The organism is Roseixanthobacter liquoris, from assembly GCF_043195135.2.
GTDB lineage: Bacteria > Pseudomonadota > Alphaproteobacteria > Rhizobiales > Xanthobacteraceae > NCEH01.
Genome location: NZ_CM195537.1, coordinates 847,884 through 872,947, shown reverse-complemented (window position 1 = coordinate 872,947; position 25,064 = coordinate 847,884). Strand labels below are relative to the sequence as shown.

Annotated in this window: 27 protein-coding genes, 1 tRNA gene and 1 pseudogene; 8 read left to right on the top strand and 21 right to left on the bottom strand. The window is 66.1% G+C overall.

What is annotated here, in order from left to right:
* Positions 1 to 21: 21 nt before the first annotated feature.
* Positions 22 to 282, bottom strand: coding sequence for a hypothetical protein (locus V5F84_RS03955; protein ID WP_394044044.1), 261 nt, complete (start codon positions 280 to 282; stop codon positions 22 to 24).
* 282 nt (positions 283 to 564) lie between these two features.
* On the opposite strand from V5F84_RS03955, the gene V5F84_RS03950 reads away from it, so the two are divergent.
* Positions 565 to 1,644, top strand: coding sequence for a glycosyltransferase (locus V5F84_RS03950; RefSeq protein ID WP_394044043.1), 1,080 nt, complete (start codon positions 565 to 567; stop codon positions 1,642 to 1,644).
* A 5-nt stretch (positions 1,645 to 1,649) separates the two neighbouring features.
* On the top strand, positions 1,650 to 2,429 hold the full coding sequence (locus V5F84_RS03945) for a methyltransferase domain-containing protein (protein ID WP_394044042.1): 780 nt from the start codon (positions 1,650 to 1,652) through the stop codon (positions 2,427 to 2,429).
* Positions 2,430 to 2,469: 40 nt separating this feature from the next.
* Here the strand turns inward: V5F84_RS03945 and V5F84_RS03940 are convergent, their stop codons facing one another.
* On the bottom strand, positions 2,470 to 2,844 hold the full coding sequence (locus tag V5F84_RS03940) for a hypothetical protein (protein WP_394044041.1): 375 nt from the start codon (positions 2,842 to 2,844) through the stop codon (positions 2,470 to 2,472).
* Positions 2,845 to 3,382: 538 nt separating this feature from the next.
* On the opposite strand from V5F84_RS03940, the pseudogene V5F84_RS03935 reads away from it, so the two are divergent.
* Positions 3,383 to 4,768, top strand: a pseudogene (locus tag V5F84_RS03935) (IS1182 family transposase).
* Between the two features lie 181 nt (positions 4,769 to 4,949).
* Here the strand turns inward: V5F84_RS03935 and V5F84_RS03930 are convergent.
* The 5 genes from V5F84_RS03930 to V5F84_RS03910 all read right to left on the bottom strand — a co-directional run bounded on the left by V5F84_RS03930 (position 4,950) and on the right by V5F84_RS03910 (position 9,102).
* On the bottom strand, positions 4,950 to 5,522 hold the full coding sequence (locus V5F84_RS03930; protein WP_394044040.1) for a 3'-5' exonuclease: 573 nt from the start codon (positions 5,520 to 5,522) through the stop codon (positions 4,950 to 4,952).
* Complete coding sequence (locus V5F84_RS03925; protein WP_394044039.1) at positions 5,510 to 5,806, bottom strand: YARHG domain-containing protein; 297 nt, start codon at positions 5,804 to 5,806, stop codon at positions 5,510 to 5,512. The genes V5F84_RS03930 and V5F84_RS03925 overlap by 13 nt, the downstream gene beginning before the upstream one ends.
* 25 nt (positions 5,807 to 5,831) lie before the next feature.
* Positions 5,832 to 7,034, bottom strand: coding sequence for a COG3904 family protein (locus V5F84_RS03920; protein ID WP_394044038.1), 1,203 nt, complete (start codon positions 7,032 to 7,034; stop codon positions 5,832 to 5,834).
* A complete protein-coding gene (locus V5F84_RS03915; RefSeq protein WP_394044037.1) occupies positions 7,031 to 7,480 on the bottom strand; it encodes a hypothetical protein in 450 nt (149 codons plus the stop codon). Before V5F84_RS03915 ends, V5F84_RS03920 begins: the two co-directional genes overlap by 4 nt.
* Before the next feature lie 62 nt (positions 7,481 to 7,542).
* Positions 7,543 to 9,102, bottom strand: coding sequence for a hypothetical protein (locus V5F84_RS03910; protein ID WP_394044036.1), 1,560 nt, complete (start codon positions 9,100 to 9,102; stop codon positions 7,543 to 7,545).
* 107 nt (positions 9,103 to 9,209) lie between these two features.
* On the opposite strand from V5F84_RS03910, the gene V5F84_RS03905 reads away from it, so the two are divergent.
* A complete protein-coding gene (locus V5F84_RS03905) occupies positions 9,210 to 9,470 on the top strand; it encodes a helix-turn-helix domain-containing protein (protein WP_348846213.1) in 261 nt (86 codons plus the stop codon).
* 63 nt (positions 9,471 to 9,533) lie between these two features.
* Here the strand turns inward: V5F84_RS03905 and V5F84_RS03900 are convergent, their stop codons facing one another.
* The 3 genes from V5F84_RS03900 to V5F84_RS03890 form a co-directional block, all read right to left on the bottom strand.
* A complete protein-coding gene (locus tag V5F84_RS03900) occupies positions 9,534 to 10,217 on the bottom strand; it encodes a hypothetical protein (protein WP_394044035.1) in 684 nt (227 codons plus the stop codon).
* 375 nt (positions 10,218 to 10,592) lie between these two features.
* A tRNA-Ser gene (locus tag V5F84_RS03895) sits at positions 10,593 to 10,682 on the bottom strand.
* 117 nt (positions 10,683 to 10,799) lie between these two features.
* The gene (locus tag V5F84_RS03890) at positions 10,800 to 11,195 is read right to left on the bottom strand and encodes an acyl-CoA thioesterase (protein ID WP_394044034.1); all 396 of its coding nucleotides are present in this window, start codon (positions 11,193 to 11,195) and stop codon (positions 10,800 to 10,802) included.
* 271 nt (positions 11,196 to 11,466) lie between these two features.
* Here V5F84_RS03890 and rplU point away from each other — a divergent pair, with 271 nt between their 5' ends.
* The 4 genes from rplU to V5F84_RS03870 all read left to right on the top strand — a co-directional run bounded on the left by rplU (position 11,467) and on the right by V5F84_RS03870 (position 13,555).
* Positions 11,467 to 11,841 carry a 50S ribosomal protein L21 gene (gene rplU, locus V5F84_RS03885; RefSeq protein WP_394044033.1) on the top strand — a complete coding sequence of 125 codons (375 nt, stop codon included), beginning with the start codon at positions 11,467 to 11,469 and terminating at the stop codon, positions 11,839 to 11,841.
* 20 nt (positions 11,842 to 11,861) lie between these two features.
* Positions 11,862 to 12,137, top strand: coding sequence for a 50S ribosomal protein L27 (gene rpmA, locus V5F84_RS03880; RefSeq protein ID WP_394044032.1), 276 nt, complete (start codon positions 11,862 to 11,864; stop codon positions 12,135 to 12,137).
* A gap of 139 nt (positions 12,138 to 12,276) precedes the next feature.
* Positions 12,277 to 12,906: a GNAT family N-acetyltransferase gene (locus V5F84_RS03875; RefSeq protein ID WP_394044031.1), complete on the top strand. Its 630-nt coding sequence runs from the start codon at positions 12,277 to 12,279 to the stop codon at positions 12,904 to 12,906.
* A gap of 142 nt (positions 12,907 to 13,048) precedes the next feature.
* Positions 13,049 to 13,555, top strand: coding sequence for an RNA pyrophosphohydrolase (locus V5F84_RS03870; protein ID WP_394044030.1), 507 nt, complete (start codon positions 13,049 to 13,051; stop codon positions 13,553 to 13,555).
* 213 nt (positions 13,556 to 13,768) lie between these two features.
* Here V5F84_RS03870 and V5F84_RS03865 read toward each other — a convergent pair whose 3' ends face one another.
* The 11 genes from V5F84_RS03865 to V5F84_RS03815 all read right to left on the bottom strand — a co-directional run bounded on the left by V5F84_RS03865 (position 13,769) and on the right by V5F84_RS03815 (position 24,994).
* A complete protein-coding gene (locus V5F84_RS03865) occupies positions 13,769 to 14,188 on the bottom strand; it encodes a F0F1 ATP synthase subunit epsilon (protein WP_394044029.1) in 420 nt (139 codons plus the stop codon).
* A 118-nt stretch (positions 14,189 to 14,306) separates the two neighbouring features.
* Positions 14,307 to 15,743 (bottom strand): F0F1 ATP synthase subunit beta, encoded by a 1,437-nt coding sequence (gene atpD / locus V5F84_RS03860; protein ID WP_394044028.1) that lies wholly within the window; start codon positions 15,741 to 15,743, stop codon positions 14,307 to 14,309.
* 34 nt (positions 15,744 to 15,777) lie between these two features.
* A complete protein-coding gene (locus V5F84_RS03855) occupies positions 15,778 to 16,647 on the bottom strand; it encodes a F0F1 ATP synthase subunit gamma (protein ID WP_348843815.1) in 870 nt (289 codons plus the stop codon).
* A 30-nt stretch (positions 16,648 to 16,677) separates the two neighbouring features.
* On the bottom strand, positions 16,678 to 18,207 hold the full coding sequence (gene atpA, locus V5F84_RS03850; protein WP_348843814.1) for a F0F1 ATP synthase subunit alpha: 1,530 nt from the start codon (positions 18,205 to 18,207) through the stop codon (positions 16,678 to 16,680).
* Positions 18,207 to 18,737 (bottom strand): F0F1 ATP synthase subunit delta, encoded by a 531-nt coding sequence (locus V5F84_RS03845; protein WP_394044059.1) that lies wholly within the window; start codon positions 18,735 to 18,737, stop codon positions 18,207 to 18,209. Before V5F84_RS03845 ends, atpA begins: the two co-directional genes overlap by 1 nt.
* A 438-nt stretch (positions 18,738 to 19,175) precedes the next feature.
* Positions 19,176 to 20,525 carry a S41 family peptidase gene (locus V5F84_RS03840; protein WP_394044027.1) on the bottom strand — a complete coding sequence of 450 codons (1,350 nt, stop codon included), beginning with the start codon at positions 20,523 to 20,525 and terminating at the stop codon, positions 19,176 to 19,178.
* Positions 20,522 to 21,871, bottom strand: a complete 1,350-nt coding sequence (locus V5F84_RS03835; RefSeq protein ID WP_394044026.1) for a murein hydrolase activator EnvC family protein — start codon at positions 21,869 to 21,871, stop codon at positions 20,522 to 20,524. Before V5F84_RS03835 ends, V5F84_RS03840 begins: the two co-directional genes overlap by 4 nt.
* Before the next feature lie 99 nt (positions 21,872 to 21,970).
* Complete coding sequence (gene rlmH, locus V5F84_RS03830) at positions 21,971 to 22,453, bottom strand: 23S rRNA (pseudouridine(1915)-N(3))-methyltransferase RlmH (RefSeq protein WP_394044025.1); 483 nt, start codon at positions 22,451 to 22,453, stop codon at positions 21,971 to 21,973.
* A 36-nt stretch (positions 22,454 to 22,489) separates the two neighbouring features.
* Positions 22,490 to 22,867: a ribosome silencing factor gene (gene rsfS, locus V5F84_RS03825; protein ID WP_394044024.1), complete on the bottom strand. Its 378-nt coding sequence runs from the start codon at positions 22,865 to 22,867 to the stop codon at positions 22,490 to 22,492.
* A 115-nt stretch (positions 22,868 to 22,982) separates the two neighbouring features.
* On the bottom strand, positions 22,983 to 23,675 hold the full coding sequence (locus V5F84_RS03820) for a nicotinate-nucleotide adenylyltransferase (protein WP_394044023.1): 693 nt from the start codon (positions 23,673 to 23,675) through the stop codon (positions 22,983 to 22,985).
* Positions 23,676 to 23,695: 20 nt separating this feature from the next.
* Entirely contained in the window at positions 23,696 to 24,994 is a 1,299-nt protein-coding gene (locus V5F84_RS03815) for a glutamate-5-semialdehyde dehydrogenase (protein ID WP_394044058.1), read from the bottom strand.
* Positions 24,995 to 25,064: the final 70 nt, after the last annotated feature.

Sequence of the window (25,064 nt, the reverse complement as noted above, 5' to 3'; positions counted from 1 at the left end):
GTCTCCCGAGCGCTCCATACGCTACTTCTTGGAGGAGGTGCCGCAGTCCGGCGGGCAGATGGGTTCCCAAGCCTTGGACTGGCCGGTCTTGGACTGGCCGGTCTTGGACTGTTTCTTCTGCGCTGCCGAATCGGCTGGCTGGGTGGTGGTCACCTTGGCGCCTGCATTGACTGTGCTGCCCAATGCCGGGGCGGTCGAACCGGACTGAGCTAAGGCCCCTGTGGCGAGCGCGAATACCAGCGCCCCACTCCCAACCACGGGCAGAAGCACATGCATGATCATGGCGAGTTATCCCTTCAGCCGATCCACCATCTGCCTCCGGCCACGGCGTGGCAATCTTAGGAGGCCCCATACGGCAAGGTAAAGTGTCTGGTTGATAGCAATTTGCGGCGGTGACGGCAGGTCCACACACCTTCGCTATAGCCCGGGGCCACGGAATTTGGGCCACGGAATTTGGGCCGGAGAATTTTGGGCCGGGGAATTTTGGGGTCAGGGGATTAAGCTGGGCCTCTCGTCATGATCCCAGCAGACGAGGTATCCGCCATGCCGGGACGAGGAACAGGATTGAACAGCACCGGCTCGCGCAGCGCTCCACCCCTGCGCGTGCTGCCGGCCCCTCGCGGAACCCGCGACGGTGGTGCTGCCATCTGGGTTCTGTACGAGGCTCTTGAACGGCTCGGTATTGCGGTTGTCGACGGCGCCGCACAAGCGGATCGCAAGGATGTCGACATCTGCCACATGCACTGGCCCGAATATGCGATGGGAGCGGATCGACCATGGCGGCGTATGGCCGACGCGGGGCGGTTCTTCGGCAAGCTGGCATGGATGAAGATGCATGGCGCCCGACTTATCTGGACCGCGCACAACGTCTATCCGCACGACACGTCGCCGCGCAGGTCCATGGAGCTCTTTTATTTCATCCTGTTCAGCATGCTGGATGGGCTGATTTTCCTCAACGAAGCCTCGCGCGATCTGTTCTATCGAAGGCATCCGCGATGCCGCTCAGCCGCTTCGGCCGTCATTCCCGCCGCGAATGTACGCTCGATCTTCGCCGATGTCGCGGAGACAGGCACGCGCGAGCCGGACGGCCACCAGTTCCTGTTCTTCGGCGTCATTCGGCCCTACAAGGGCCTCGACCGGCTGATGACGGCGTTCAGCGCGCTGGCGGCTCCGCGCACGCGCCTCGTCTGTGCCGGAGCCGCATTCGCGAATCCTGACTACATGAGCTGGATCGCGCAGCTTGCCGCCGCAGATGAACGGATCGATCTTCGGATCGGCTGGGTACCGGAAAGGGAGATAGCTGCTTTGTTCGGCGCCTCTGCGGTGGTGGTCCTGCCGTATCGGGACCTGCTGAATTCCGGCGTCGCCATCCTGGCCCTTTCCCTCGACCGGCCGGTCCTCCTGCCGTCGACGCCATCCAGTCTGGAGCTGCGGAACGACATCGGACGGGAGTGGGTGATGACCTATGAGGGCGAACTGACGCCCCAACTCCTCTCGGAGTCTCTCGCATGGGCAACGCAAGCCCGACCGGGGTCTCCTGACCTTTCCGCGTTCGATCCCGACGCGGTCGCCCGGCGCACGCTAGACTTTTATCTCCGCGTCCGCGGCCGGGCAGCGAAGCATATCGGAAGAACGAGAGGATAGGATCCATGTCTCTCGGCATCATCGACAGACTGATCCCTGCATGCGCTCCGCGCGCGGGCTGGCTGAAGCACCTTGGCTGGCGCCTGCGCTGCCCCGTGTGCGAGGCTCGACTGCCGTCCTTCCTGCCCGGCGGGATCGATGAACCGGTGCTCGCAGAGCGCAGGGTCATTGGCGGCGGCAGGCGACCGCACGCCATCTGCCCCATCTGCGGCTGCCCGGACCGGATCCGGCTGCTCTACCTGTTCCTGAGAAACCGCACCGATCTGCTGGCGGACATGCACCGTCTGCTGCACGTGGCGCCCGAGCCGCATCTGCGAGCCTGCTTTCTTCGGATGAGTGACCTTCACTATGTCACCGCCGACATCGACAGGCCGGACGTCGACCTCATCATGGACCTGATGCGCATGCCTCTGGCAGATGCATGTGTCGATGCGGTCATCTGCAGTCATGTGCTGGAGCATGTGCCGGACGACCGCCGGGCGCTGTCGGAGCTTTTCCGCGTGCTGCGCCCCGGGGGATGGGCGATCCTGCAAGTTCCGATCGCAGCCAATGGCGCAACGTATGAAGATCCCTCCATCATCTGCGCAGAGGAGCAGCGGATGGCCTTTGGCCAGCGGGGCCACGTGCGCCTCTATGGGGCGGACTTTCCCGATCGCTTGGGAGAAGCGGGGTTCACCGTCGAGATCTTCAGCTGGCGATCGGAGCCGGAACGGTATGGGGGCGCGCAGAATGTATTTGGACTGATCCCCCAGGAAAACGTATTCGTGGCACGACGTTCTCTTTGAGCCGGCCCCTGAACTTAACGCCGGAGGGCAATCGGCCAGCCTATTTACTTCCAGGGGCGGTGGTCTGCGATGGAATGGTTCCGGTTTTCTTGCTGCCCTGTGCACCTGGAGTAGTGGCTTGCGGCGTAACGGGATTTGCGCTCTTTTTGTCCACGCGCCAGGCCCGGTTGCCCCCGAACAGCGAGTCCGCCTGTTGCTCCGCCGTGAGGATCATTGGTGTGTTGAGGTAGGTTTCCACTCCCCCCTGATCGCCTCGCTCTGCCCCTGGGTAGCGCGGCAAAGACCGCACCGCATCGCCAAGGGACTGCTTCCCGAGACTTTCGGCTTGGACGGCTTTCGACATGTCGACGGTCAACCCCAACGCCCCGAGCGCAGAGAACACACCGTTCAAAAGAATTCGCGCGATGCTCTTCATCTTGCCGTCCCCTCCCGAAACTCAGCGGATGCGCTGTGGTCGATCTTCCGAGCAAGATTAATATTCCTCAGCGGAAACTCAAGCTGAAAGCAAAATGGTGAAAGTGTGATTATGGGATGCTCGCAGCCCCTGGGCGGTGGACATCCCCTTCATGGCGAATGCCATGAAGGGGATGTCCACCCTAGCATCCGCCTCGCCAGTCATCCGCTGGTTAACGTGCTGCCTGTTCCGCTGCAAACGCTACGACCCTTGGAGATTGCCGTTTCCGTCAGCTTCAGTTTCAGCCGGTCGACCGGCAGACCCCTATCGTGCAGAACCTCCAGGATCCGTGCCAGCACGTCGCCACTGGCGAACTGAACGGCAGAGACATTCACTGCAACCTTAAAGAGTGGCTCTCTGCTCTAAGCTCGAAGCTTGAGCGACAGCTCGAAAGTGGGCATTTCAAAGGACGGCTAAGGGTCGATTCCGTTGAAAAAGTCGGCGTTGCTGTCGGCCTGAAGTCCTGATTCAGTCGTCCTTGTTGATGGAGGATGGGCCGATGATGGGCGAGCGGACGGAGGTGCAGGACGCGCTGTTCTACGAGTTCAGCCTGGAGCCCCATGTCCCCGCTGGCCACCTCGTGCGGGCCATCGACAGGTTCGTCGACCTTTCCGGCATCCGGGCGCACCTCAGGCCGTTCTACAGCGAGACCGGGCGCCCCTCGATCGACCCAGAGTTGATGATCCGGATGCTGCTCACCGGCTATTGCTTCGGCATCCGCTCGGAGCGGCGGCTGTACGAGGAAGTGCATCTCAACCTTGCCTATCGCTGGTTCTGCCAGCTCGGACTGGAAGGTGCGGTGCCGGACCACTCCACCTTCTCCAAGAACCGCCACGGACGCTTCCGCGACAGTGACCTGCTGCGGGAGCTGTTCGAAACCACGGTGCGGCGTTGCATCGAAGAGGGGCTGGTCGGCGGCGAGGGTTTCGCCGTCGATGCCAGTCTGATCAAAGCGGATGCCAACAAGCAGCGGTCCGCCGCCGCCTCGGAGCAGGTGGACTGGGAGGGGCTCGCCGAGACGCGCCGGTCGGTCCGGGAATATCTCGACACGCTCGACGAGGCCGCCTGGGGCGCCGCGAGCGAGGTGAAGCCGAAGTTCGTCTCCAGGTCGGATCCGGCGGCGCAATGGACCGGCGCCCTGAAAGGCCATGCCTTCTTCGCCTACGCCACCAACTACCTGATCGACCTCGATCACGCCGTCATCGTCGATGTGGAAGCATGCCGCGTCATCCGGCAGGCGGAGGTCGGGGCGGCACGCACCATGATCGAGCGCACACAAGATCGCTTCGGCCTCTAGTCAGCGCGCCTGGCCGCCGACAGCGCCTATGGTTCGGCGGAGAACCTCGCCTGGCTGGTCCACGAGCGCGGAATCGAGCCGCACATCCCGGTGTTCGACAAATCCGAACGCCAGGACGGCACCTTCAGCCGGTCGGACTTCACCTACGATCGCGATGCGGACGCCTATATCTGCCCGGCCGGCAAGCCGTTGCGGCAGCGGCAGAAGGCCTACCGGATGCCGCGCCCGCTTGTCGATGATGACGGCGTGATGCGCTACCGCGCCAGCAAACTGGACTGCGAGGCTTGCGTGTCGAAGCCTCGGTGTTGTCCCAATACACCCGCCCGCAAGATCCCGCGTTCGATCCACGAAGGGGCCCGCGACATGGCACGAGACATTGCCACTACGGACGACTACGTCACCTCACGCCGACAGCGGAAGAAGGTTGAGATGCTGTTCGCCCACCTCAAGCGCATCCTCAGGCTCGACCGTCTGCGACTACGCGGCCCAAACGGCGCCCGGGACGAGTTCCACCTCGCCGCCACTGCTCAGAACCTCAGGAAGCTCGCCAAGCTCCTCCCGAGCGGGCCGCAGGTCAGGCCAGCATGACCGGAGACGACGTCCGGCCGCCAAATCCGGCTTCGTGCCGGCGCGCCTCACAGGCCGACTTTTTCAACGGAATCGGGCGCAAAGCGGACGTCCCTGAAAGGGCAGTCGAGGGGCACGTATGGGTCAAACCGACTCATTTGCGCTGCGCTACTCGCTGTCCAGATCGGTGGCACCCCGCCGGTCAGCGCCCTTGCCTCAACTCAGCCGCAAGCGCCTCCATCAGCATCGCAGCATCCTCGCCGGCCCGGTGCCGCACTTCGGCGTGTTCCAGCTGATCCCGTATCCCCTCGCTCACTTCATCGCCAAATTCGCGAAGCAGGCCGTCCCAACTGCGCAGCATGAAGCCGGGCTTTATGCCCGCTGCGTCGAACAGTGCATCCATCCAATAAGCGTCGAATGGCCCGCCATCGCACCAAACTGGCCCGTCGCCGATCAGCGTGTTCAGGGTCCTGGCGACAGCCATCGGCGATTCGGCTGTTGCAAGCTCGGCCCGGTCGATGCCGTGCACCTCTTGCGACAGTTCGCTCCAATGGCCGAAGTCGCTCCAATCCTGCGTCGGCCGGATAAGCGCCGACCACACCTGGATGGGCTCCTCCGGCGCCGGCCAGACGGCAAGTCCCACCTCGATGGGATATCCGCCATCCTCCAGTGAGCTCGCCTCAAAATCGATGATGCGCAGAGGCCATTGGATCGTCGGCACGTGCGGCTCTTTGCTCTCCAGATGCCCCGTCTGCTGCCCTTTTACCTCGGACACCCCCGCCTCGCTTCCCAGGATCTTATGATCTCCACCTCACGCTGCTCGCTGGCAGAAAGCTGGCCGTAGGGTGGGAAGCAGGCGTTGCCGAACACGGCGCGTGCGTCGGGGGTGCGGAAACAATAACCGCGGTCGGCATAGATCGCGTTGCGACTGTACCAGAGCGCCCGGCAGGATAAATCCGCATAGGTCTGCGCGCCTGCGGGGGCAGGCAGAAGCGGGACGGCGAAGGTGGCAGCGCCGATGCCAAGCAGCAAGCGACGCAGAATGGCTGGTGGATTCATCGAAGGCCTCCTCATTGGCGAGAGTTCACTCTGTGCAGGTCGCCATGGCGAGGTGGATCAGACGGCGGTCTCCGAAGATACGGAAGTGCAGGGCGTCCTGGATCGACCAGTCGGCGTGGGAGAGATCGCTGGCGTCCTGGAAGGAGACCGCGACTATGGCTTCCAGCTCTTGGAATGACACGCCAGAGACCTCCAGAACGGCGATGAGCTGGAACGGTGCCTCGGCGGTGGGGCTGGGCTTGATGTCGAGCACGCGCGCGGCGAGTTTGCGCGTGCCGCCGCGCTCGAAGCGCACCTCCATGTCGAGGTTTTCGAGCATGCTCAGCACATCCTCCGGCCGGCTGGTCTTTTGCCCGAGCGCCGTGTCGCGCGAGCCCGGCTGGAACACCAAGGCGACGAGGGGGGTCTTGCGGCCTTTGCGGCAGAACAGGCGCAGGCGCGTCGTGTCATCGAAGCGGCTGCTGGCCACTTCGGCAGTGGCGCCGATCGCGGAGCCCATGCCCCCGGCGGCCTGCAGGCTGAGCGGCGCATAGCGGCGCGCCGTGTTGTCGATATTCCAGGCGCGCATCTCGTCCGGGGTGAGCCAGCGGGGTGCGCCCTCCGGCGTCTTGGCGGCGAGCGCCAGAAAGCGGGGATCGATGCCCATGGCCAGCGTGTAGTCGATCAGCCGCCCCATGATCTGCTGGGCATAGGCCGTCGTGCCCGAGAAGGAGAATTGATGCACGCCGAGGCGGGTGCCGGTGGCGCCCTCGAAACGGTCGAAGAGATCACCCGCATCCTCGGCGCCGGAGTCTTGCGCGATCATGTAGCGCTTCACGCCGCCGAGGATGGCATAGGCGCAGGCGCCGACGCAGATCTCGCCGAGGCTGGTGCCGAAGCCGGCCTTGCGGATCAGTTCGCCCAGCTTGGCGGCGGAGGCGAGATCCCCGCCCGGCGAGACGAACCGCAGCATGCCGCCATCGGGATTGTCGCGGGCAAAGGCGGCGAAGGCCTGCGGCGTGTCGGGCGTGATCATGCCGACGGCGAGGTCGGCGCGCTCGACGGCATTGCCGCTGCAGATCGCGCTCGGCGGGGAGAAGAAGCGCATGGGCTTGCGCAAATCGGCGGGGCGATAATCCGGCGCATCGCAATCCGGCTCTGCCTCCTGTGCCCGGCAAGAGGAAGCCACCATCGCCAATACGGCGACGGCGGCAATGCTTGCGAAGATGCATCTCGCGCGAAAAATCATCCCTCGCTCCGTAGGGTCGGCTCGGTGCGGTTCGGCTCCATGGGATGCGGCTCGGTGCGATACGGCGGCCGGTCGATGGCAAGGCTCCATCGGGTTTTGGCGTACCAGGTCTCCTGCGAATCCGGATCGGCGAACACCCAGCCGTGCTCCAGATAGTTCTTGGCCGTCAGTTCGTTGCCCTTGACGCCGAAGAAGATCATCAAGATCAAATCGAGGATGCAGGCCGCGAGCGCGACCAGGGCCACGTCCTTCGGCTCCAGGTCCGCCAGGCTCTGGCTGATGGTCGTGGAAAAGTTGATCACATTGATCAGGATGCCCCAGACATAGAGGCGGCGCAGGAACAGCGGGATGCCGAAGAAGGTGGAGAAGAAGAACAGGACCCAGCTCCAGCCGACCTTGATGCGCTTGAGCTCGCCCGTCTTCGGGTTTTTCATCAGAACTTTCATGCTTTCCCCCATAATGAAGCGATGATGTGATGACGCTATGGAAACGCGCGTGAGATCGCGGCTCAGCGCTGCGCCGTGGCGGGCGCGGCCATCCCCACGCCGCCGCTGAGCACGAGCCCGCGCTGGCCGTCGGCGCGTACGACCGGGATGAGTTCGGCCGGCGCCTCGCCCTTCGGCTGGATGACGACGAGGGCGTCGACCCATTGCAGCGTGTCGCCGATGTCGAGGATGGTGCAGTCGCCCGTGCTGGCGAAGAGATCGCGCACGCGCCGCCGCGCCGGTCCCGGCCGTTCCGAGAGCAAAGTGGCGAGCTGTTGCGGCGTGCGGCAGAAGACCGTGCGCTCGACGATGGTGCAGCGGCCGCCTTCGACGCAGCGCTCTTCGCTTGGCTGCGCGCCAGGTGCGGCCTGCGATGCAGATGCGGTCTTCTGCGCTGACCGCAGCGCGGCCAGAGCGGCCAGGGCCTGATCGAGCTCGCGCTGCGCCCTTGCTCGCTCGCGCCGCAATCCCTCCAGGGGATCGGCACCACCGCCGCCCGCCAGATCCTGGAACGCCTGCGCCACGCCGTATGGGCCCCGCGCCATGCCCATGGCCAGGCTCTGCATGCGGCGCGCCTGATCGGCCTGGATCGCGGCGGAGCGCTCCTGCAAGCGCCGCTCTGCTGCCTGCACGGCCTGGCGTGCTCGCGCGACACGCCCTTGGGCGGCATCCAAAGCATCGGCGGCAATGGTGGTCGGAGTGACGGTTGGCGCCTGTACCTGTGCCCGGGGTGCCTCAGTGCCGTGGATCGCGCGGTCCAACTCTTGACGCCGCGTTTCATCCAGACGGCGCGCTTCCTCCTCGTACCGCGCTTGCTGCTGCTTGAGCGTCGCGCCGCGCTCTTCAAGGGAGCGCACCGCCTCCTCCTCGATCTCGGTCAGGCGGCGGTCGATGGTGGCATAGGGCTCGTCCCCGGAAAGCTGCGTCAGTGCCTCCTGGATGGGACTGTCCTGCATGGCGCCCCCATCGGCGGCGGACACGACGACGCCGACAGCGGCGAGGCGCGCTACACGTTGGAGAATGTTCGAGAGCCGCTGGGCGGCGGCCTGCACCTGCGGCCGCTGCAGCTCGGCCTGCGCAATCCAGTTGGCGGCGAAGCGCCTGCGGGTCGCGGCCGCCAGATCGCTCAATTGCCGATCGGTCGAGAGGCTATCGGCAAAGGCCTTCTTGAAGAGCACGGTCTGCGCCAGGCAAAGCTCGGCGCCGGGCACCTCGGGACGCTGCATCTTCACGGCCTGTACCGTCCCGGACTCCGCGGCCTGCGTGAGGACAGTCTGCGCCTCAGAGGGAGGCGGCCGGGAGACCACCTTCTTCAGGATCACGACGGTGTCGCACATGCCGCCCATGGCCTGTGCCAGTTCCGCGCTGAAGAGCGTGTCGACCTGCCCGGGGTCGGCCCCGAGCAGCATGAGCCCCAGGCGGAGCTGAATGAGCTCATCGTCGGTGGGCTGTTCCGGCAGGACGTACTTCTGCTCGAAGATCCGGTCCTTGTAGCCGTACTCGGCCTTAGCGAAGTGAGGGAAGGCGAGCAGGCCAAGGCAGCCGCACAGCGCAAGCGTCCTGATCAGCCTGGGAGAGGCCATCGGAGGGATTCCTTTCTGAGGCGCGGAGGTATTTCGCGACGAAGATATTCATACATGATGGCAATAGCCAGTGGTTTAATAGCCATCTGGCTGCTGCTTTCGAGCGCATGAAGGGGCGCGCTATTTTGGCTTGGAACGTCCGCGCATTGCGCGTGGCTCGCGGAGTCTCGCAAGAGCGACTCGCAGCTGATTCCGGCATTGATCGCGCTTATGTCGGTGGCATCGAGCGCCAGACGGAAAATCCCACGATAGATCTTCTCGATAGACTGGCGGATGTACTCGAAGTGCCCGTGGCGGATCTGCTGCAGAAGCCTCCTGCAGATGCAGTGCCGCCGTCGCCACTGAAGGGTGGCCGCAAGCGGCCTTAGCCCTTGTCCGGCCCGGCCTAGGCAATAAGTGCTGGGAGGCCATGAGGCCTCCCAGCCTCCCGCTCACGCCTTGCAATCGGGATGCATGAGGGCGAGCTGGCTGATCGGCCGCGTGATCACCGGCAGATCGTCGAAGCCGTGCCATTTGAGCGTGGCCCGGGTCGCGTCGCGATTGATGACCTCGGCTGGCCACCAGCCGTTGAACGCACCCTCTTCATAGTCCGGTGCCAGCACCAGATGGCCGCTGGCAATCTCGGGCCAGAGCCCCACGGCGACCTCCTTACTGACGACACCGAGATTGCCGCCGTCGAGCATGTTCTGCGATGCGATGGCCACGGCAGATACAGGCTTGTCCGTGGCGCCCGAGGCGGCGTCAGCGGCCGTTTCGACGGCAGGCGCTGGCATTGTCGCTTTCGCGGCCGCCTTGGCCTCAGCGGCCTTCGGAATCAACTGCACGACAGGCGCCGTTTTGGCCGCGCTCTCGGCCACGGCCGCGAGCTCGCTGATCATGCGGGGCGTGACCGCGCCGAGCAGGGGAGCACCCTCCTTGTCGAAGGCGCCGCGCGCGAGACTCGCCATGAGCTTGGCGTCCTTCGCCGGGTTCAGCGTCGCGCAGCGAAGGCCGAGGCCCTCGGCAACAGCGCGCGCCTTTTCAGCGGCTTCGCCTTCGAACTTTGCGGCCTGGGACGGCGTGGCATTGAAGAGCACGAGAATGCCGTGCGAGGTGGTCTGAGATTTGACAGTCATGATGTGATCTTTCGTGAGGCTGGCGGCAGTCTCCGCCTCTGTATTGTATCATAATACCGTCATTTTGTCAAGCAACTCGTGCTGAGGGACGCTTTGGCTTCAAGCCGAACCTCAAATCGCGCTTGAGTATTTGAACCTCAGCGGTTCAGGGCTGCGATGTATTTGATCTGCCCGCGAGAGCGGCTTTGGGCAGGCATGACGCCCGATACAGTCGAGATTGCTGCTCAACGCGGAGGCGCAGAACGTGTTCATCGACTCGAGATGATCGCCTCGCGCGCACGCGAGAGCAGCACGCTCAGAATGTGGGGTGCAATGTGGGGAGAGGTATCGTTCGAGAGCGATAAATCTTTATTTTCAACGACTTATCGCAATGATTGGCGGAGAGGGAGGGATTTGAACCCCCGATACGGTTGCCCGTATGCCGCATTTCGAGTGCGGTGCATTCGACCACTCTGCCACCTCTCCAACCGGGGCACGGGCGCGCGGCGCCCGTTTATGTGGTTCTGCGCTTCTAGCCGAGCCGGGAAACAAGCACAAGACGCCCCGCGCAGGCTTTCCACGCCCGCCGAAAGGGCGCGCGCCTCAGGCGGCGTCGCCCACAGGGCGCGGCTTGCCGTTGGCGTCGATGGCGACGAAGGTGAACACGGCTTCCGTCACCTTGCGCGTATCCTCGCCTTCCCGCGCGCGGCGCCAGGCTTCCACCTCGATGCGCATGGAGGTGCGGCCCACCGACAGGATGTTGGCGAACAGGCTCACCTCGTCGCCCACGAACACCGGGCCGAGAAAGGTGATGGCCTCCACCGCCACCGTCGCGCAGCGGCCGCGGGCGCGGCGGGCGGCGATGTTGCCGGCCGCAAGATCCATCTGCGACATCAGCCAGCCGCCGAAGATATCGCCGCTCGGATTGGTGTCCGCCGGCATGGCGATGGTGCGGATGGCGGGCATGCCGTCCGGAATTTCGGCCTGCTTGTCGTGCATGATGGGATCCTTGCGAATCGAGCCTGGCGCGTCGGCAGCGGCGGATCCCTGTCTGGAGCCCGCCTGGAGATGTTTCAAACGCAGGGTTAGGACACCACGCGGCCGGACGCAAACCGGCACCGCTCCGCGTTTTTGCCGGGGCGCGCGCATTGACAAACCGACCCGGCAAAGGGTACACGAGCCGCTTCGCGTGGGCCCCTGTGCCCATATTCCCAATCGACCGAAAGAAGCCCTCCCTTCGAGGCGGGTGGAACACGAAAGCGAGACAAAGATGTTCGCGGTCATCAAGACGGGCGGCAAGCAGTACCGCGTCGCCCCGCAAGACGTCATCACGGTCGACAAGATCATCGACGCCGAAGCCGGCCAGACCCTGTCGTTCCCCGTGCTCATGCTGGCAGGCGAGACCACCGTGATCGGTGCCCCGCTCGTGGACGGCGCCTCCGTTACCGTGGAAGTGGTCGAACAGACCCGCGGCGACAAGGTGATCGCGTTCAAGAAGCGTCGCCGGCAGAACTCGCGCCGCAAGCGCGGCTTCCGCGCCGACCTCACCGTCGTGCGCATCACCGAGATTCTCGGAACCGACGGCAAGGCCGTCGTCCCCGCAACCCAAGCTGCGCCGGCCGAACAGGCCTCGGCCGAAGCTTGATCTGAGAACGGAGAGCGCAAATGGCTCATAAGAAAGCAGGCGGTTCGTCCCGCAACGGCCGCGATTCCGACGGCCGTCGCCTTGGCGTGAAGCGCTTCGGCGGCCAGGAAGTCATTCCCGGCAACATTATCGTGCGTCAACGCGGCACCAAATGGCATCCCGGCCTCAACGTCGGCATGGGCAAGGACCATACCTTGTTCGCCCTCATCGAAGGCCGCGTCGAGTTCCGCACCAAAGCCAACGACCGCACGTTCGTCTCTGTAGTAGCTACCCCCGCCCTTGAGGCGGCTGAATAACCGGCGAGACCTGAAAATGCAGGATCCCGCCGGTCTCGTCGAACCGGAGGGAGCCTGAACCAGGAAGCTGGGGCTCCGATGAAACCGGGGAGACGGGCACGTCTTCCCGGTTTTCTTTTGCCTTGGCCTGGAGCCCGCCATGACCATCATCGAGACGCCCCCCGGAGTTCCGTTACAGGAAAGCTGTATTCCCGTCCTCGAAACCGCGCGGCTGGTGCTGCGCGCGCCCAAGATCGAGGACGTGGACGCCATTGCGGCGCTGGCCAATAGCCGCCGCATCGCGGAAATGACCGCCAACCTGCCCCATCCCTATCGCGCCACCGACGCCTTGAGCTTCATCGCCCATGCGCCGCAGGGCGAGGAGGCCGCCACCTTCGCCGTGCTCCTGAAGCAGGAAGGTGCGCTCACCCTGGTCGGCATGTGCGGCTTCGCCCGCCGCCCCGGCGAGCCCGCGCCCGAGCTCGGCTATTGGATCGGCGAACCCTTCTGGGGCCGCGGCATCGCCACCGAGGCCGCGCGCGCCGTGATCGACTATGCCTTTTCCGAAACCGCCATCGCGCAGATCGCCGGTGCCGCCCGGGTGGTCAATCCGGCCTCGCGGCGGGTGCTGGAGAAGTGCGCCTTCCAGTGGTGCGGCGCCGGCCTGTGCCGCGTGAAGGCGCTGGCCGCCTCGGTGCCGGTGGATCGCTTCCTGCTCGACCGCCGGACCTGGGTGTCCCTGCGCGCCTGGGCCGCGACCGCCCTGCCGCGCGGCATGCGCGCCCACTGAAGCCTCCGACGGGGGCGGCCCGGACCTGCGCGGTTTTTCCGCGTGGGCCGGCGCGGCGCCCCCCGCGCGCGGGAGCCGCGGATTTGCTAAGCAGGCGCGCAGATCCCCCGCCCCCGGTCCGGGCGGCCAAACGAGGTGCACCATGAAACGCCAGGAAGACCTGCCCTATCGTCGATGCGTGGGCCTCGCCGTTTTCAATGCGGCCGGGCAGGTCTTCATGGGCCAGCGCTCGGGCGGCCCCGAACATGTGGACATGGAGCATTCCTGGCAGATGCCGCAGGGCGGCATCGATGCGGGCGAGGAGCCGTTCGCGGCCGCGCTGCGGGAATTATACGAGGAAACCTCCATCCGCTCCGTCGTCCGGCTCGGCGAGGTGGAGGACTGGCTGACCTATGACCTTCCCGGCCGCATCGCGGGCCAGGCCTGGAAGGGCAGGTATCGCGGCCAGACACAGCGCTGGTTCGCCCTGCGCTTCACCGGTGTGGACGGCGAGATCGACATCCACAAGCCCGGCGGCGGCCAGCATAAGCCCGAATTCGTCCATTGGCGCTGGGAAAGCCTGGAGCGTACGGCTGAGCTTGTGGTTCCCTTCAAGCGGGCGGTCTATGAGCGGGTCATCCACGACTTCCGCCGCTTCACCCTGCCCTGACGCACCTCGGCGCGCCGCGCGCGGGCCCGCCCTCGGCGGCAGGAAGACAGCTCGGCGGCAGGAAGACCCCTTGGCGGTATCGAAAGCCGCGGCGATGTGGGGGGCGGGTGCCCCCCGCCAGGGGGCGCGGAGCAAGATGGAACGGCGCAAAGAAAAAGGCCGGCGCGAGCCGGCCTTTGATTTGTCATCACCGCCTCGGAAAGGCCGCGCTGCTCAATGCGGCAGCGGCGCTTCGCCGGGAACCAGGATATCCAGCACCTGCTTGAGATCGGCAACCTGCGCTTCAGCGCGCTGGCGCGCTTCGTCGGTGCGGGCGTCGGCGATATCTTCCTGCGCGTCCTTGATCAGCTGGCGCAGCATCTCCGGCTTGATCTCTTCCACCGGCACCGCGCGCTCGGCGAGCACGGTGAGGCCGGCGGGGTTCACCTCGGCGAAACCGCCGCGCACGAACAGGCGCTTGGCGCCGCCATCGGCGTGAATGGTGAGGATGCCGGGGCGCAGGGTGGCGATGAACGGCGCGTGGCCGGCCATGACGCCGAAATCGCCCTCGCTCCCGGGCACGCCCACTTCCTGCACCTGGCCGGAAAAGAGCAGCTTCTCGGGAGAGACAAGCTCAAAGGGGAAGGTGGCCATCTGTGTGTCTCCGACCGCGCGGGCCTTTGATGCGTGCGATGCCGACCCCGCATCCGCCGGTGCGGACCTGGGATCGGCCTCTATCAACCTTCAGGCCCGCAGGCTCCGGCAGTTAAACTCAGGCGGCGGCGGCCGCCATCTTCTTACCCTTCTCGATGGCTTCCTCGATGGTGCCCACCATGTAGAAGGCGCCTTCCGGCAGGTGGTCGTACTTGCCTTCCACCAGGCCCTTGAAGCCCTTGATGGTGTCGGCGAGATCGACCAGCTTGCCGGGCGAGCCGGTGAACACTTCGGCCACGTGGAACGGCTGGCTGAGGAAGCGCTCGATCTTGCGGGCGCGCGACACCACCAGCTTGTCCTCTTCGCTCAGCTCGTCCATGCCGAGGATGGCGATGATGTCCTGGAGCGACTTGTAGCGCTGAAGGGTCTGCTGAACCTGACGGGCGACGTTGTAGTGCTCGTCGCCGATCACCAGCGGGGAGAGAATGCGCGAGGTGGAGTCCAGCGGATCCACCGCCGGGTAGATGCCCTTTTCCGCGATCGAGCGCGACAGAACGGTGGTCGCGTCCAGATGGGCGAACGAGGCGGCGGGCGCCGGGTCGGTCAGATCGTCGGCGGGCACGTAGATGGCCTGCACCGAGGTGATCGAGCCCTTGGTGGTGGTGGTGATGCGCTCCTGGAGCGCGCCCATGTCGGTCGCCAGCGTGGGCTGATAGCCCACCGCCGAGGGAATGCGGCCGAGCAGAGCCGACACTTCCGAGCCGGCCTGGGTGAAGCGGAAGATGTTGTCCACGAAGAACAGCACGTCCTGGCCCTGGTCGCGGAAATGCTCGGCGACGGTGAGGCCGGTCAGCGCGACGCGGGCGCGGGCGCCCGGGGGCTCGTTCATCTGGCCGTAGACCAGGGCGCACTTGGAGCCGGCGGCCGAGCCGTCATGCTCGTGCGGGTCCACGTTCACCTTGGACTCGATCATTTCGTAGTAGAGATCGTTGCCCTCGCGGGTGCGCTCGCCCACGCCGGCGAACACGGAATAGCCGCCGTGCGCCTTCGCGATATTGTTGATCAGCTCCATGATGAGCACGGTCTTGCCCACGCCGGCGCCGCCGAACAGGCCGATCTTGCCGCCCTTGGAGTAAGGCGCCAGCAGGTCCACCACCTTGATGCCCGTCACCAGGATCTCGGCTTCGGTGGATTGCTCGGCGTAGCTCGGGGCTTCCTGGTGGATGGCGCGGACCATCTCGCCGACGATCGGGCCGAGCTCGTCCACCGGCTCGCCGATGACGTTCATGATGCGGCCGAGCGTGGCTTCGCCCACCGGCACCCGGATCGGGGCGCCGGTATCGGTGACCGGCTGGCCGCGCACCAAGCCTTCGGTGGAGTCCATGGCGATGGTGCGCACGGTGCTCTCGCCGAGATGCTGGGCCACTTCGAGCACCAGGCGGTTGCCCTGGTTGGTGGTCTCGAGCGCGTTGAGGATTGCCGGCAGGTGGCCGTCGAACTGCACGTCGACGACGGCGCCGATGACCTGAGAGATGCGTCCGGTGGGATTGGCCATAGTTCGTCGTCCTTGTGTCTCGACCGCGCTGCCGTCAGAGCGCTTCTGCGCCGGAGATGATCTCGATGAGTTCCTTCGTGATCATGGCCTGGCGCGTGCGGTTGTAGATGAGGGTCTGCTTCTTGATCATCTCGCCCGCATTGCGGGTGGCATTGTCCATGGCGCTCATCTGCGAGCCATAGAACGACGCCTGATTTTCCAGCAGGGCGCGGAACACCTGCACCGCGAGGTTGCGCGGCAGGAGGTCGGCGAGGATCTCGCCCTCGTCCGGCTCGTAATCATAGGTGCTCGCCTCGCCGGCCTTCTCCTCGAAGGTGGCGGGGATGATCTGCTGCGCGGTCGGGATCTGCGAGATCACCGACTTGAAGTGCGAGAAGAACAGGGTGCAGACGTCGAACTCGCCCTTGTTGAAACGGGCGATGATCTTTTCCGCGATGTCCTGGGCGTTCACGAAGCCGAGCGTGCGCACCGCCCGCAGGTCCACCAGCTCGACGATCTGGTTCGGGAAGGTGCGGCGCAGCTGGTCGTAGCCCTTGCGGCCGACGCAGAAGAACTTGACGTCCTTCCCCTGGGCCATCAGCGCATAGGCCCGCTCACGCGCGAAACGCACGATCTGGGTATTGAACGCGCCGCACAGGCCGCGCTCGGAGGTGCAGACGAGAAGCAGGTGCTTCTCGTCCTTGCCCGTGCCCGCGAGAAGGAGGGGCGTGTCGGCGCTGACCGTGACGCCGGAGGCCAGATTGCCGAGGACGGCATCCATGCGCTCGGCGAACGGGCGCGCGGCCTCCGCCATGGTCTGGGCGCGACGCAGCTTCGCCGCGGCGACCATCTGCATCGCCTTGGTGATCTTCTGCGTCGCCTTGACCGAGGCGATCCGGTTTCTAAGTTCTTTCAGGCTCGCCATTGCGCCCGTCCATCAATCTCGAGGAAAGGCTCAGGAAAAGCTCTTGGAAAAGGCCTCGATGGCCTTCGTGAGCTTCTCCTGGGTCTCCTTGGACATTTCCTTGGAGGTGCGAATGGTGTCGAGAATGTCCTGATGCTGCGAGCGCAGCGCCAGCAGCAGGCCGGCCTCGAACTCGCGGACCTTGGAGACCGGCAGCGGGTCGAGATAGCCGTTGGTGCCGGCGAAGATCACCACCACCTGCTCCTCGACCTTCAGCGGCGAGAACTGGCCCTGCTTCAGCAGCTCGGTCAGGCGCGCGCCGCGGTTCAGCAGCTTCTGGGTGGAGGCGTCGAGGTCGGAGCCGAACTGGGCGAAGGCCGCCAGCTCGCGATACTGGGCGAGCTCGCCCTTGATCTTGCCCGCCACCTGCTTCATCGCCTTGATCTGGGCGGAGGAGCCGACGCGCGACACCGAGAGGCCGACGTTCACCGCCGGGCGGATGCCCTGGTAGAACAGGTCGGATTCAAGGAAGATCTGGCCGTCGGTGATGGAGATCACGTTGGTCGGGATATAGGCCGACACGTCGTTGGCCTGGGTCTCGATCACCGGGAGGGCGGTCAGCGAGCCGGCGCCGTTGGCGTCGTTCAGCTTGGCCGCGCGCTCCAGCAGGCGGGAGTGGAGATAGAACACGTCGCCGGGATAGGCTTCGCGGCCCGGCGGGCGGCGCAGCAGCAGCGACATCTGGCGATAGGCGACCGCCTGCTTGGACAGATCGTCATGGACGATCAGGGCGTGCATGCCGTTGTCGCGGAAGAACTCGCCCATGGCGGTGCCGGAGAACGGCGCCAGGAACTGCATGGGGGCCGGATCGGAGGCGGTGGCGGCGACGATGATGGAATATTCCAGCGCGCCCTGCTCTTCCAGCACCTTAACGAACTGGGCGACCGTGGAGCGCTTCTGGCCCACCGCCACATAGACGCAATAGAGCTTGGCCTTCTCGTCCGTGCCCTGGTTGATGGGCTTCTGGTTGAGAATGGTGTCGAGCGCGACGGCGGTCTTGCCGGTCTGGCGGTCGCCGATGATCAGCTCGCGCTGGCCGCGGCCCACCGGGATGAGGGCGTCGATCGCCTTCAGGCCGGTCTGCATGGGCTCATGCACGGACTTGCGGGGAATGATGCCGGGGGCCTTCACGTCCACGCGGCGGCGCTCGGTGTATTCGATCGGGCCCTTGCCGTCGATCGGATTGCCCAGCGCGTCCACGACGCGGCCCAGCAGACCCTTGCCGACCGGCACGTCCACGATCGCGCCGGTGCGCTTGACGGTCTGGCCTTCCTTGATCTCGCGGTCGGAGCCGAAGATCACGATACCGACATTGTCGATTTCGAGGTTCAGCGCCATGCCGCGCGTGCCGTTCTCGAACTCGACCATTTCGCCCGCCTGGACGTTGTCGAGACCATAAGCGCGCGCAATGCCGTCGCCCACGGAGAGAACCTGACCGACCTCCGAGACTTCCGCCTCCTGGCCGAAATTCTGGATCTGCTCTTTCAGGATGGCAGAGATTTCAGCGGCTCGAATGTCCATCAGCGGACCTCTTTCATCGCATGCCGGATAGAATTGAGTTTGGTCTTCAAAGAAGCATCGACCATGCGCGAGCCGAGCTTCACGATCAGACCACCGATGATGGACGGGTCGACGGTCACGTCGAGGCTCACGTCCTTGCCGGTCTTTTGAGCCAGCGCTTCCTTCAGCGCGGCGATGTGGGTATCGCTCAGCGGCTCGGCGGCAGTCACCTGCGCCGTCACCTCGCCGCGATGGGCGGCGACCAGAGCGTTGAAAGCGGAAATCATCGCCGGCAGCGCGAACAGGCGGCGGTTGCTGGCGACCAGCTTCACGAAATTCGCGGTGATGCCGGTGATGCCGATGCTGTCCATCACGGCGGCGATCGCGCGGGATTGTTCCTCGGCGCCGAAGACCGGGCTGCGCACGAGACGGCCGAGGTCGGCATTCTCCGCGATCAGGCCCGACAACGTGCCGAGGTCTGCCTTCACGGCGTCGAGGGTTCCCGCCTCGTTCGCCAATTCGAACAGTGCGGTCGCATAGCGCCCCGCCATGCCTGACACGATCGTCTCCGCCACCCGCGCCTCTCTCGGGTCCGCAACCTCCGCCGCGCGATCCGCGCGATTGGAGACCCAAACCCTTGATCTGTTGGGAATATCGATGCTCCCCCCCGAAACGCCGGCAAGGCCGGTCTCCGGAAGTCGGGGTTGCCTAACACAGGCTTTGCGAAGCGGCAACACGACCGAGTGAAGGGCACAGTGCCGCATTGACGCACCGCAGCCGCGCGAAGCCCGCAATTCCCTGCCCTTAGGGCAGAAATTTTCCTTTTATCCCGCAGCTTTGCCCGCGAAATCGTCCGCCGGCAAGCAATCGCGCCGGGCGTGCGGCGCAAAACGGAAACAGTCTTTTTCCGGCAAAAAAAGACCCGCCGGCAAAACCGGCGGGCCTTGAACGCTCCAACGGGTCCGGACGGCGCACCGCCCGGATTCGCCTCAGTTGGCGGAGGTGGTCTTGTTGGGATTCGGCGGGAAGGCGGCGTTCTTGATGGTGCCTTCCAGCAGATCCACCGCCATCTTCAGCTGGGTGTCGTCCTTCGGATCGGCCGGGACGTAGGAGGGCGAACCCGCCTGCTCGTCGTCGCCGTTCTTCAGATGGCCCTTCAGCGAGGCTTCCCCGCGCGTGGTGTCGCCCGCGGCGGCGCCGATCTTGGCCTTCTGGTCCTCCGGCAGATCCTGGATCAGGATGATGTCCGGCTCGATCCCCTTGGCCTGAATGGAGCGGCCCGACGGCGTGTAGTAGCGCGCCGTGGTGAGGCGCAGCGCGCCGTTGCCGCCGAGCGGGATGATGGTCTGCACCGATCCCTTGCCGAACGTGCGCGAGCCGAGAATGGTCGCGCGCTTATGGTCCTGGAGCGCGCCGGCGACGATTTCCGAGGCCGAGGCGGAGCCGCCGTTGGTCAGCACGATCACCGGCTTGCCCTTGGTCAGGTCGCCGCCGCGCGCGTTGAAGCGCTGGGTCTCGTCGGCGTTGCGGCCGCGGGTGGAGACGATCTCGCCCTTCTCCAGGAACGCGTCCGACACGGCGATCGCCTGGTCGAGCAGGCCGCCGGGATTGTTGCGCAGATCGACGATATAGCCCTTGATCTTGTCGGGGCCGATCTGGGCGGTGGTGTCCTCGATCGCCTTCTTCAGATTGTCGAAGGTCTGCTCGTTGAACGAGGTGATGCGCAGATAGGCGATGTCGCCATTCTCGATTCGCGAGCGCACCGCGCGGATCTTGATGGTGTCGCGCACCACCTTGATCTCGATCGGCTTGTCCTGGCCCTTGCGCACGATGGTGAGGCGAATCGGCGTGTTGACGGCGCCGCGCATCTTCTCGACCGCCTGGTTCAGGGTGAGGCCCTGCACCTGGTCGTCGTCGAGCTTGGTGATGATGTCGCCCGCCTGCACGCCGGCCTTGGCGGCCGGGGTATCGTCGATGGGCGCGATCACCTTCACGAGGCCGTCGTCCATGGTGACCTCGATGCCGAGGCCGCCGAACTCGCCGCGGGTCTGCACCTGCATGTCGCGGAAGCTCTTCGCATCCATGTAGGAGGAATGCGGGTCGAGCCCCTGGAGCATGCCGTTGATGGCGCTTTCCACGAGCTTGCTGTCGTCGGGCTTCTCGACATAATCGGATCGCACGCGCTCGAACACGTCACCGAACAGGTTGAGCTGGCGGTAGGTGTCGGAAGCCGCCGCCTGCGCGGTCATGCTGGAAAGCATACCTGGCTGGGTTGCCGCTACGGCCACCAGGGCGCCGGCCGCAACGCCAAAGAGAAATAGAGACGTACGACGCATCATCCGCGCACCTTCTGACTGTCCGTTGCCGCCCACCAGGGGGCGGGATCGATTGAAATTCCGTCCTTACGGAATTCGACATATAAATGGGGCTGTCCCGAGGCCGAATTCGCTGCCCGCGGACCGTTTCCCATCACCGCCACCGGCTCCCCGGTCAGCACGAACTGCCCGAGGTCCACGGTGATGCGTTCCATTCCCGCCATGAGAATATGGTAGCCTCCGCCGGCATTTATGATCAAGAGTTGGCCGTAGGAGCGGAACGGGCCGGCATAGACCACCCAGCCGTCGCTCGGAGCGGCGACCTGCGCGCCCGCGCGGGTGGCGATGGTCAAGCCTTTTTCCGTGCTTCCGAGCCCGTCCGGCGCGCCGAATTCGCGCAGCCGCACTCCGGCAACGGGTAATGGCAGCAAGCCTTTGGCCTCGGTGAAGGCGATCGCCGGCGCAAGCCGCGCCGGGTTGGTCAGGGCCGCGACCTGGGTCTTTCCCGACCCACCTGCCCCAGCGGCATCCTGCGGCGCGGAGCGAGCCGCGTCGGCGGCGCGCGCGGCGGGCGCCACTTCGGTTTCCAGGCGGGTCACGAGATCGTGCACGTCGCCGCTGGTCTTGGCGAGGGAATCGGCCTGGGCCTTGTCGCCCGGCTGGATGGCCCCGCTCTCCGCCTGGCGCCGCTGGCGTTCCGTCACGAGCGCGGCGATCCGCGCGCGATCCTCGCCGAGCGAGGCGCGCAGCGTGGTGAGCGTGTCGCGCGCGCTGGTGAGTTCGGCGCGCACCCGGTTCAGCTCGGCAAGGTCGGTGGCGAGCGTTTCCGCCTCCACCCGCATTTCCGGCAGCAGCGCGCCGAGCAGGATCGCCGAGCGCACCGCATCGAGCGCATCGTCGGGCCGCATCAGCAAGGCCGGCGGCGGATTGCGCCCCATCCGCACCAGGGCGGCGAGCACGTCGGCCAGAACCTCGCGCCGGCTCACCAGCGAGGCGGCGAGGGCCGAGCGGCTGCGGTCCAGCTCCGCCATGCGGCCTTCCACATCGGTCAGCTTCTGCTCGACCTCGCGAATATGGGTGGTGGTGTCCACCAGCATCTGGGAGAGCTTGCCCCGGTCGCCCGAGGCGCTGGCGAGATCGGCCTGGAGCTGGGCCTGGAAGGCCGCATTGCGCCGCACATCGTTCTGCAGCGCCTCGGTATCCACCGCCGGCGGGGCGCCGGCCGGGCGCGGCGCGGGCTTGGCGGCACGCGGAACCGGCACCGGCGCGCCCGCTCCGGGGGATGACGCCTGGCCATGCGCCGGCCCGGCCTGCGCCAGCGCGAAGCCGACCGCCACCACGCAGAAGAAGGGCCCGGCGCGAAAGATCATGAACGTAGACTTAAGCACGCGAAGTTGAGGATGTGTAAACCATCGCACAGCTTCGCCCCGGACAGGGCGAAATCACGCGCCCGGACCGGTCAATAGCCTTCAGGCCCGGTGGTAGGGGTGCCCGGAGAGAATGGTGGTGGCGCGATAGAGCTGCTCGGCCAGCATTACGCGCACCAATTGATGGGGAAAGGTGGCGGCGCCGAACGCCAGCATCAGTTGCGCCCGCGCGCGCAGCGATTCGGCAAGCCCGTCCGCGCCGCCGATGACGAGGCACAGGGCGGCGGTGCCGGCATCGCGCTCGGTCTGGATACGGGTGGCGAAATCCTCGCTGGAGAGCGCGCGGCCGCGCGGATCGAGCACCACCACCATGGCCCCGGGCGGGAGGGCGGCAAGCAGGGCCGCGCCTTCCTCGGTCATGCGATCTTCCGCGCGCCGCGCGGCGGATTCGGAAAATTCCAGGGTCTCGAAGCCGGTGAGCCCGAGCGCGCGGCCGCTGGCCCGCGCCCGCTCGACATAACGTGTCACAAGATCCCGTTCGGCCCCGGCTTTCAACCGGCCGATACAGACCAGCAGGATGCGCACCGCGCGGTCAGCCCGAACGGGAAACGCCGCGCGCCATCAGGCGCGCGCGGTCCCGGACCACATCTTCTCGATCGAATAGAAGCTGCGAACCTCGGGCTGGAAAACGTGAATGATCACGTCCCCGGCGTCGATGAGCACCCAGTCGCAGGCCGGCTGGCCTTCGACCCGCACGTCGCGCACACCGGCCGCCTTCAGCGCCTCGATGAGGTGCTCGGCAACGGCGCCCACATGTCGCTGGGAGCGACCGGACGCCACCACCATGTAATCGGCGATCGATGTTTTGCCCCGCAGGTCGATGGAGACGATGTCTTCCGACTTGTCGTCGTCCAGCTGGGCGGTGACGAGGGCGAGGACTTCCTCAGCGTCGGGCGCTTCGGAAATCGATGCGGGCGCCGGGTTGGGGGCGGCCGCCATGAGAGCCGTCGTGGACAGTGGTCCAAATCCTCTCGAAAATTGATGCGGACTCCTGGGGCAGGCGAAGCCGAACCCTGAGGCCGCATAAGTAAAATGCGCTCAAATCAACGAAAAATCAAGACTTGTGGCCCATCGGCCCCCGCGCGGGCCATTCCGCGAGCCGTTGTGCGGCGCGAATGCCCGTTGAGGAAACTGGGGATTTCATCCCGTGCAGAAACACCCAGGCGGGGGGATCGAGGGTGGGCAGGATGGCCGCGTCGCTCTCGTCGATTCGGAATCGCCCGAGCGCCTGGGCGCCCAGCGAGGCGGTGGCGGCGAGGCTGTCGCCCATCCGGTCCACCACGGCGATCGGCAGCAGGTTCGCCAGATCCCGCCAGCGTTGCCAGCGGCTGAAATGGGCGAGATTGTCCGCCCCCATCAGCCATACGAAGCGCACCTGCGGCAGGCGCGCCCGCAGCGCCGCCACGGTCTCGTAGCTATAGCGCGTGCCGAGCCGCGCCTCGATGCCCGTGACATCGATCAGCGGATGGTGCGCCACCGTGCGGGCATAGGCCACCCGGGCCGCGAGCGAAGGAAGATCGCGATTGTCCTTCAAGGGGTTGCCCGGCGTCACGAGCCACCACACCCGGTCCAGCCCCAGCCGCCGCAGTGCCAGCAGGCTGGCGGCGCGATGCGCGCCATGGGCGGGATTGAAGCTGCCGCCGAACAGGCCGATGCGCATGCCCGCCGTAGCCAGCGGCAGGCGCGTGGCCGCGCCCTCGCCGAGCGGCGCGGCCGGCGATCTCTCCGGGGCTCGGGAGTCTCGCATGCGCGGGCTTGGCACGCAGGTCACGGACGGGTCTGCCCGGCCCCGTGAACGCGGTATTTGAAGGAGGTCAGCTGCTCCGCCCCCACCGGGCCGCGCGCATGCATGCGCCCCGTGGCGATGCCGATCTCGGCGCCGAAGCCGAACTCGCCGCCGTCGGCGAACTGGGTGGAGGCATTGTGCATGACGATCGCCGAATCCACTTCGCTGAGGAACCGGCGGGCCGCATCCTCATCCTGAGTGATGATGGAATCCGTGTGATGCGAGCCATGCCCCTCGATATGGGCGATGGCCTCGTCCAGCCCCGCCACCACTTTCACCGAGATGATGGCATCCTCGTATTCCGTGTCCCAATCGGCATCGTTTGCCGGCAAAACGCGCGGATCGGCTGCCTGCGCCGCCGCATCGCCGCGCACTTCGCAGCCGGCGTCGAGCAGCATCTGGATCAGCGGCTTGAGATGGGTCGGCGCACTCGCTTCGTCCACCAGCAGCGTCTCGGCGGCGCCGCAAATGCCGGTGCGGCGCATCTTGGCGTTCAGCAGCACGGTTTTCGCCATGGCGAGATCGGCCGGCGCATGGACATAGACATGGACGATGCCGTCGAGATGGGCGAACACGGGCACGCGCGCCTCGCTCTGTACCCGCGCCACCAGGCCCTTGCCGCCGCGCGGCACGATCACGTCCAGGTTTCCGCCGAGGCCCTTGAGCATCTCGCCCACCGCGCCGCGATCGGCGAACGGCACGAATTGCACCGCATCCGCCGGCAAGCCGGCCTCCACGAGCCCGGCGACGAACGCCCGGTGAATGGCGCCGCTCGATCCGAGGCTGTCGGAGCCGCCGCGCAGCACCACCGCATTGCCCGCACGCACGCAGAGTGCCGCCGCATCGGCGGTCACATTGGGCCGGCTTTCATAGATCACGCCGATGACGCCGAGCGGCGTGCGCACGCGCTCGATGATCAGGCCGTTCGGGCGGGTCCAGCGTTCCGTGACCTTGCCGACGGGATCGGGCAAGGCCGCCACCGCCTCGATGCCGGCGGCGATCGCCTCGATCCGCGCGTCGGTCAGCGCCAGCCGGTCCTGGAACGCGGCGGACATGCCATCGGCCCGCGCGCGCGCCAGATCGTCCGCATTGGCGGCGAGAATTTCGGGCGCGGCGGCGCGGATGGCGCGGGCAGCGGCCAGGAGCGCCCGCGTCTTCACCTCGGGGTCCGCCACCGCGAGACTGCGTGCGGCGGCGCGGGCGCGCTTGCCCATGTCCAGCAGGGTACCGGCGATATCCTGCGGCGGCACCGCGCGATCGGCGATCGCGGGGGCGTTCACTCGGGCGGCGCTGGACGTGGACATGGCGCACTCTCTGATCGGGCCGTCGCCGGAAAAAGCGAAACGGCCT

Coding starts and splice junctions, on each gene's coding strand:
- V5F84_RS03845 (WP_394044059.1), bottom strand. CDS start 18,737: ATGGCGGGGCGCTATGCGACCGCACTGTTCGAATTGGCGAACGAGGCG.
- atpA (WP_348843814.1), bottom strand. CDS start 18,207: ATGGACATTCGAGCCGCTGAAATCTCTGCCATCCTGAAAGAGCAGATC.
- rplU (WP_394044033.1), top strand. CDS start 11,467: ATGTTCGCGGTCATCAAGACGGGCGGCAAGCAGTACCGCGTCGCCCCG.
- V5F84_RS03865 (WP_394044029.1), bottom strand. CDS start 14,188: ATGGCCACCTTCCCCTTTGAGCTTGTCTCTCCCGAGAAGCTGCTCTTT.
- V5F84_RS03840 (WP_394044027.1), bottom strand. CDS start 20,525: ATGATGCGTCGTACGTCTCTATTTCTCTTTGGCGTTGCGGCCGGCGCC.
- V5F84_RS03920 (WP_394044038.1), bottom strand. CDS start 7,034: ATGATTTTTCGCGCGAGATGCATCTTCGCAAGCATTGCCGCCGTCGCC.
- V5F84_RS03915 (WP_394044037.1), bottom strand. CDS start 7,480: ATGAAAGTTCTGATGAAAAACCCGAAGACGGGCGAGCTCAAGCGCATC.
- atpD (WP_394044028.1), bottom strand. CDS start 15,743: ATGGCCAATCCCACCGGACGCATCTCTCAGGTCATCGGCGCCGTCGTC.
- V5F84_RS03835 (WP_394044026.1), bottom strand. CDS start 21,871: ATGATCTTTCGCGCCGGGCCCTTCTTCTGCGTGGTGGCGGTCGGCTTC.
- V5F84_RS03875 (WP_394044031.1), top strand. CDS start 12,277: ATGACCATCATCGAGACGCCCCCCGGAGTTCCGTTACAGGAAAGCTGT.
- V5F84_RS03855 (WP_348843815.1), bottom strand. CDS start 16,647: ATGGCGAGCCTGAAAGAACTTAGAAACCGGATCGCCTCGGTCAAGGCG.
- V5F84_RS03905 (WP_348846213.1), top strand. CDS start 9,210: ATGAAGGGGCGCGCTATTTTGGCTTGGAACGTCCGCGCATTGCGCGTG.
- V5F84_RS03925 (WP_394044039.1), bottom strand. CDS start 5,806: ATGAATCCACCAGCCATTCTGCGTCGCTTGCTGCTTGGCATCGGCGCT.
- V5F84_RS03945 (WP_394044042.1), top strand. CDS start 1,650: ATGTCTCTCGGCATCATCGACAGACTGATCCCTGCATGCGCTCCGCGC.
- rpmA (WP_394044032.1), top strand. CDS start 11,862: ATGGCTCATAAGAAAGCAGGCGGTTCGTCCCGCAACGGCCGCGATTCC.
- V5F84_RS03955 (WP_394044044.1), bottom strand. CDS start 282: ATGATCATGCATGTGCTTCTGCCCGTGGTTGGGAGTGGGGCGCTGGTA.
- V5F84_RS03900 (WP_394044035.1), bottom strand. CDS start 10,217: ATGACTGTCAAATCTCAGACCACCTCGCACGGCATTCTCGTGCTCTTC.
- V5F84_RS03890 (WP_394044034.1), bottom strand. CDS start 11,195: ATGCACGACAAGCAGGCCGAAATTCCGGACGGCATGCCCGCCATCCGC.
- V5F84_RS03820 (WP_394044023.1), bottom strand. CDS start 23,675: ATGCGAGACTCCCGAGCCCCGGAGAGATCGCCGGCCGCGCCGCTCGGC.
- V5F84_RS03910 (WP_394044036.1), bottom strand. CDS start 9,102: ATGGCCTCTCCCAGGCTGATCAGGACGCTTGCGCTGTGCGGCTGCCTT.
- V5F84_RS03870 (WP_394044030.1), top strand. CDS start 13,049: ATGAAACGCCAGGAAGACCTGCCCTATCGTCGATGCGTGGGCCTCGCC.
- V5F84_RS03940 (WP_394044041.1), bottom strand. CDS start 2,844: ATGAAGAGCATCGCGCGAATTCTTTTGAACGGTGTGTTCTCTGCGCTC.
- rsfS (WP_394044024.1), bottom strand. CDS start 22,867: ATGGCGGCCGCCCCCAACCCGGCGCCCGCATCGATTTCCGAAGCGCCC.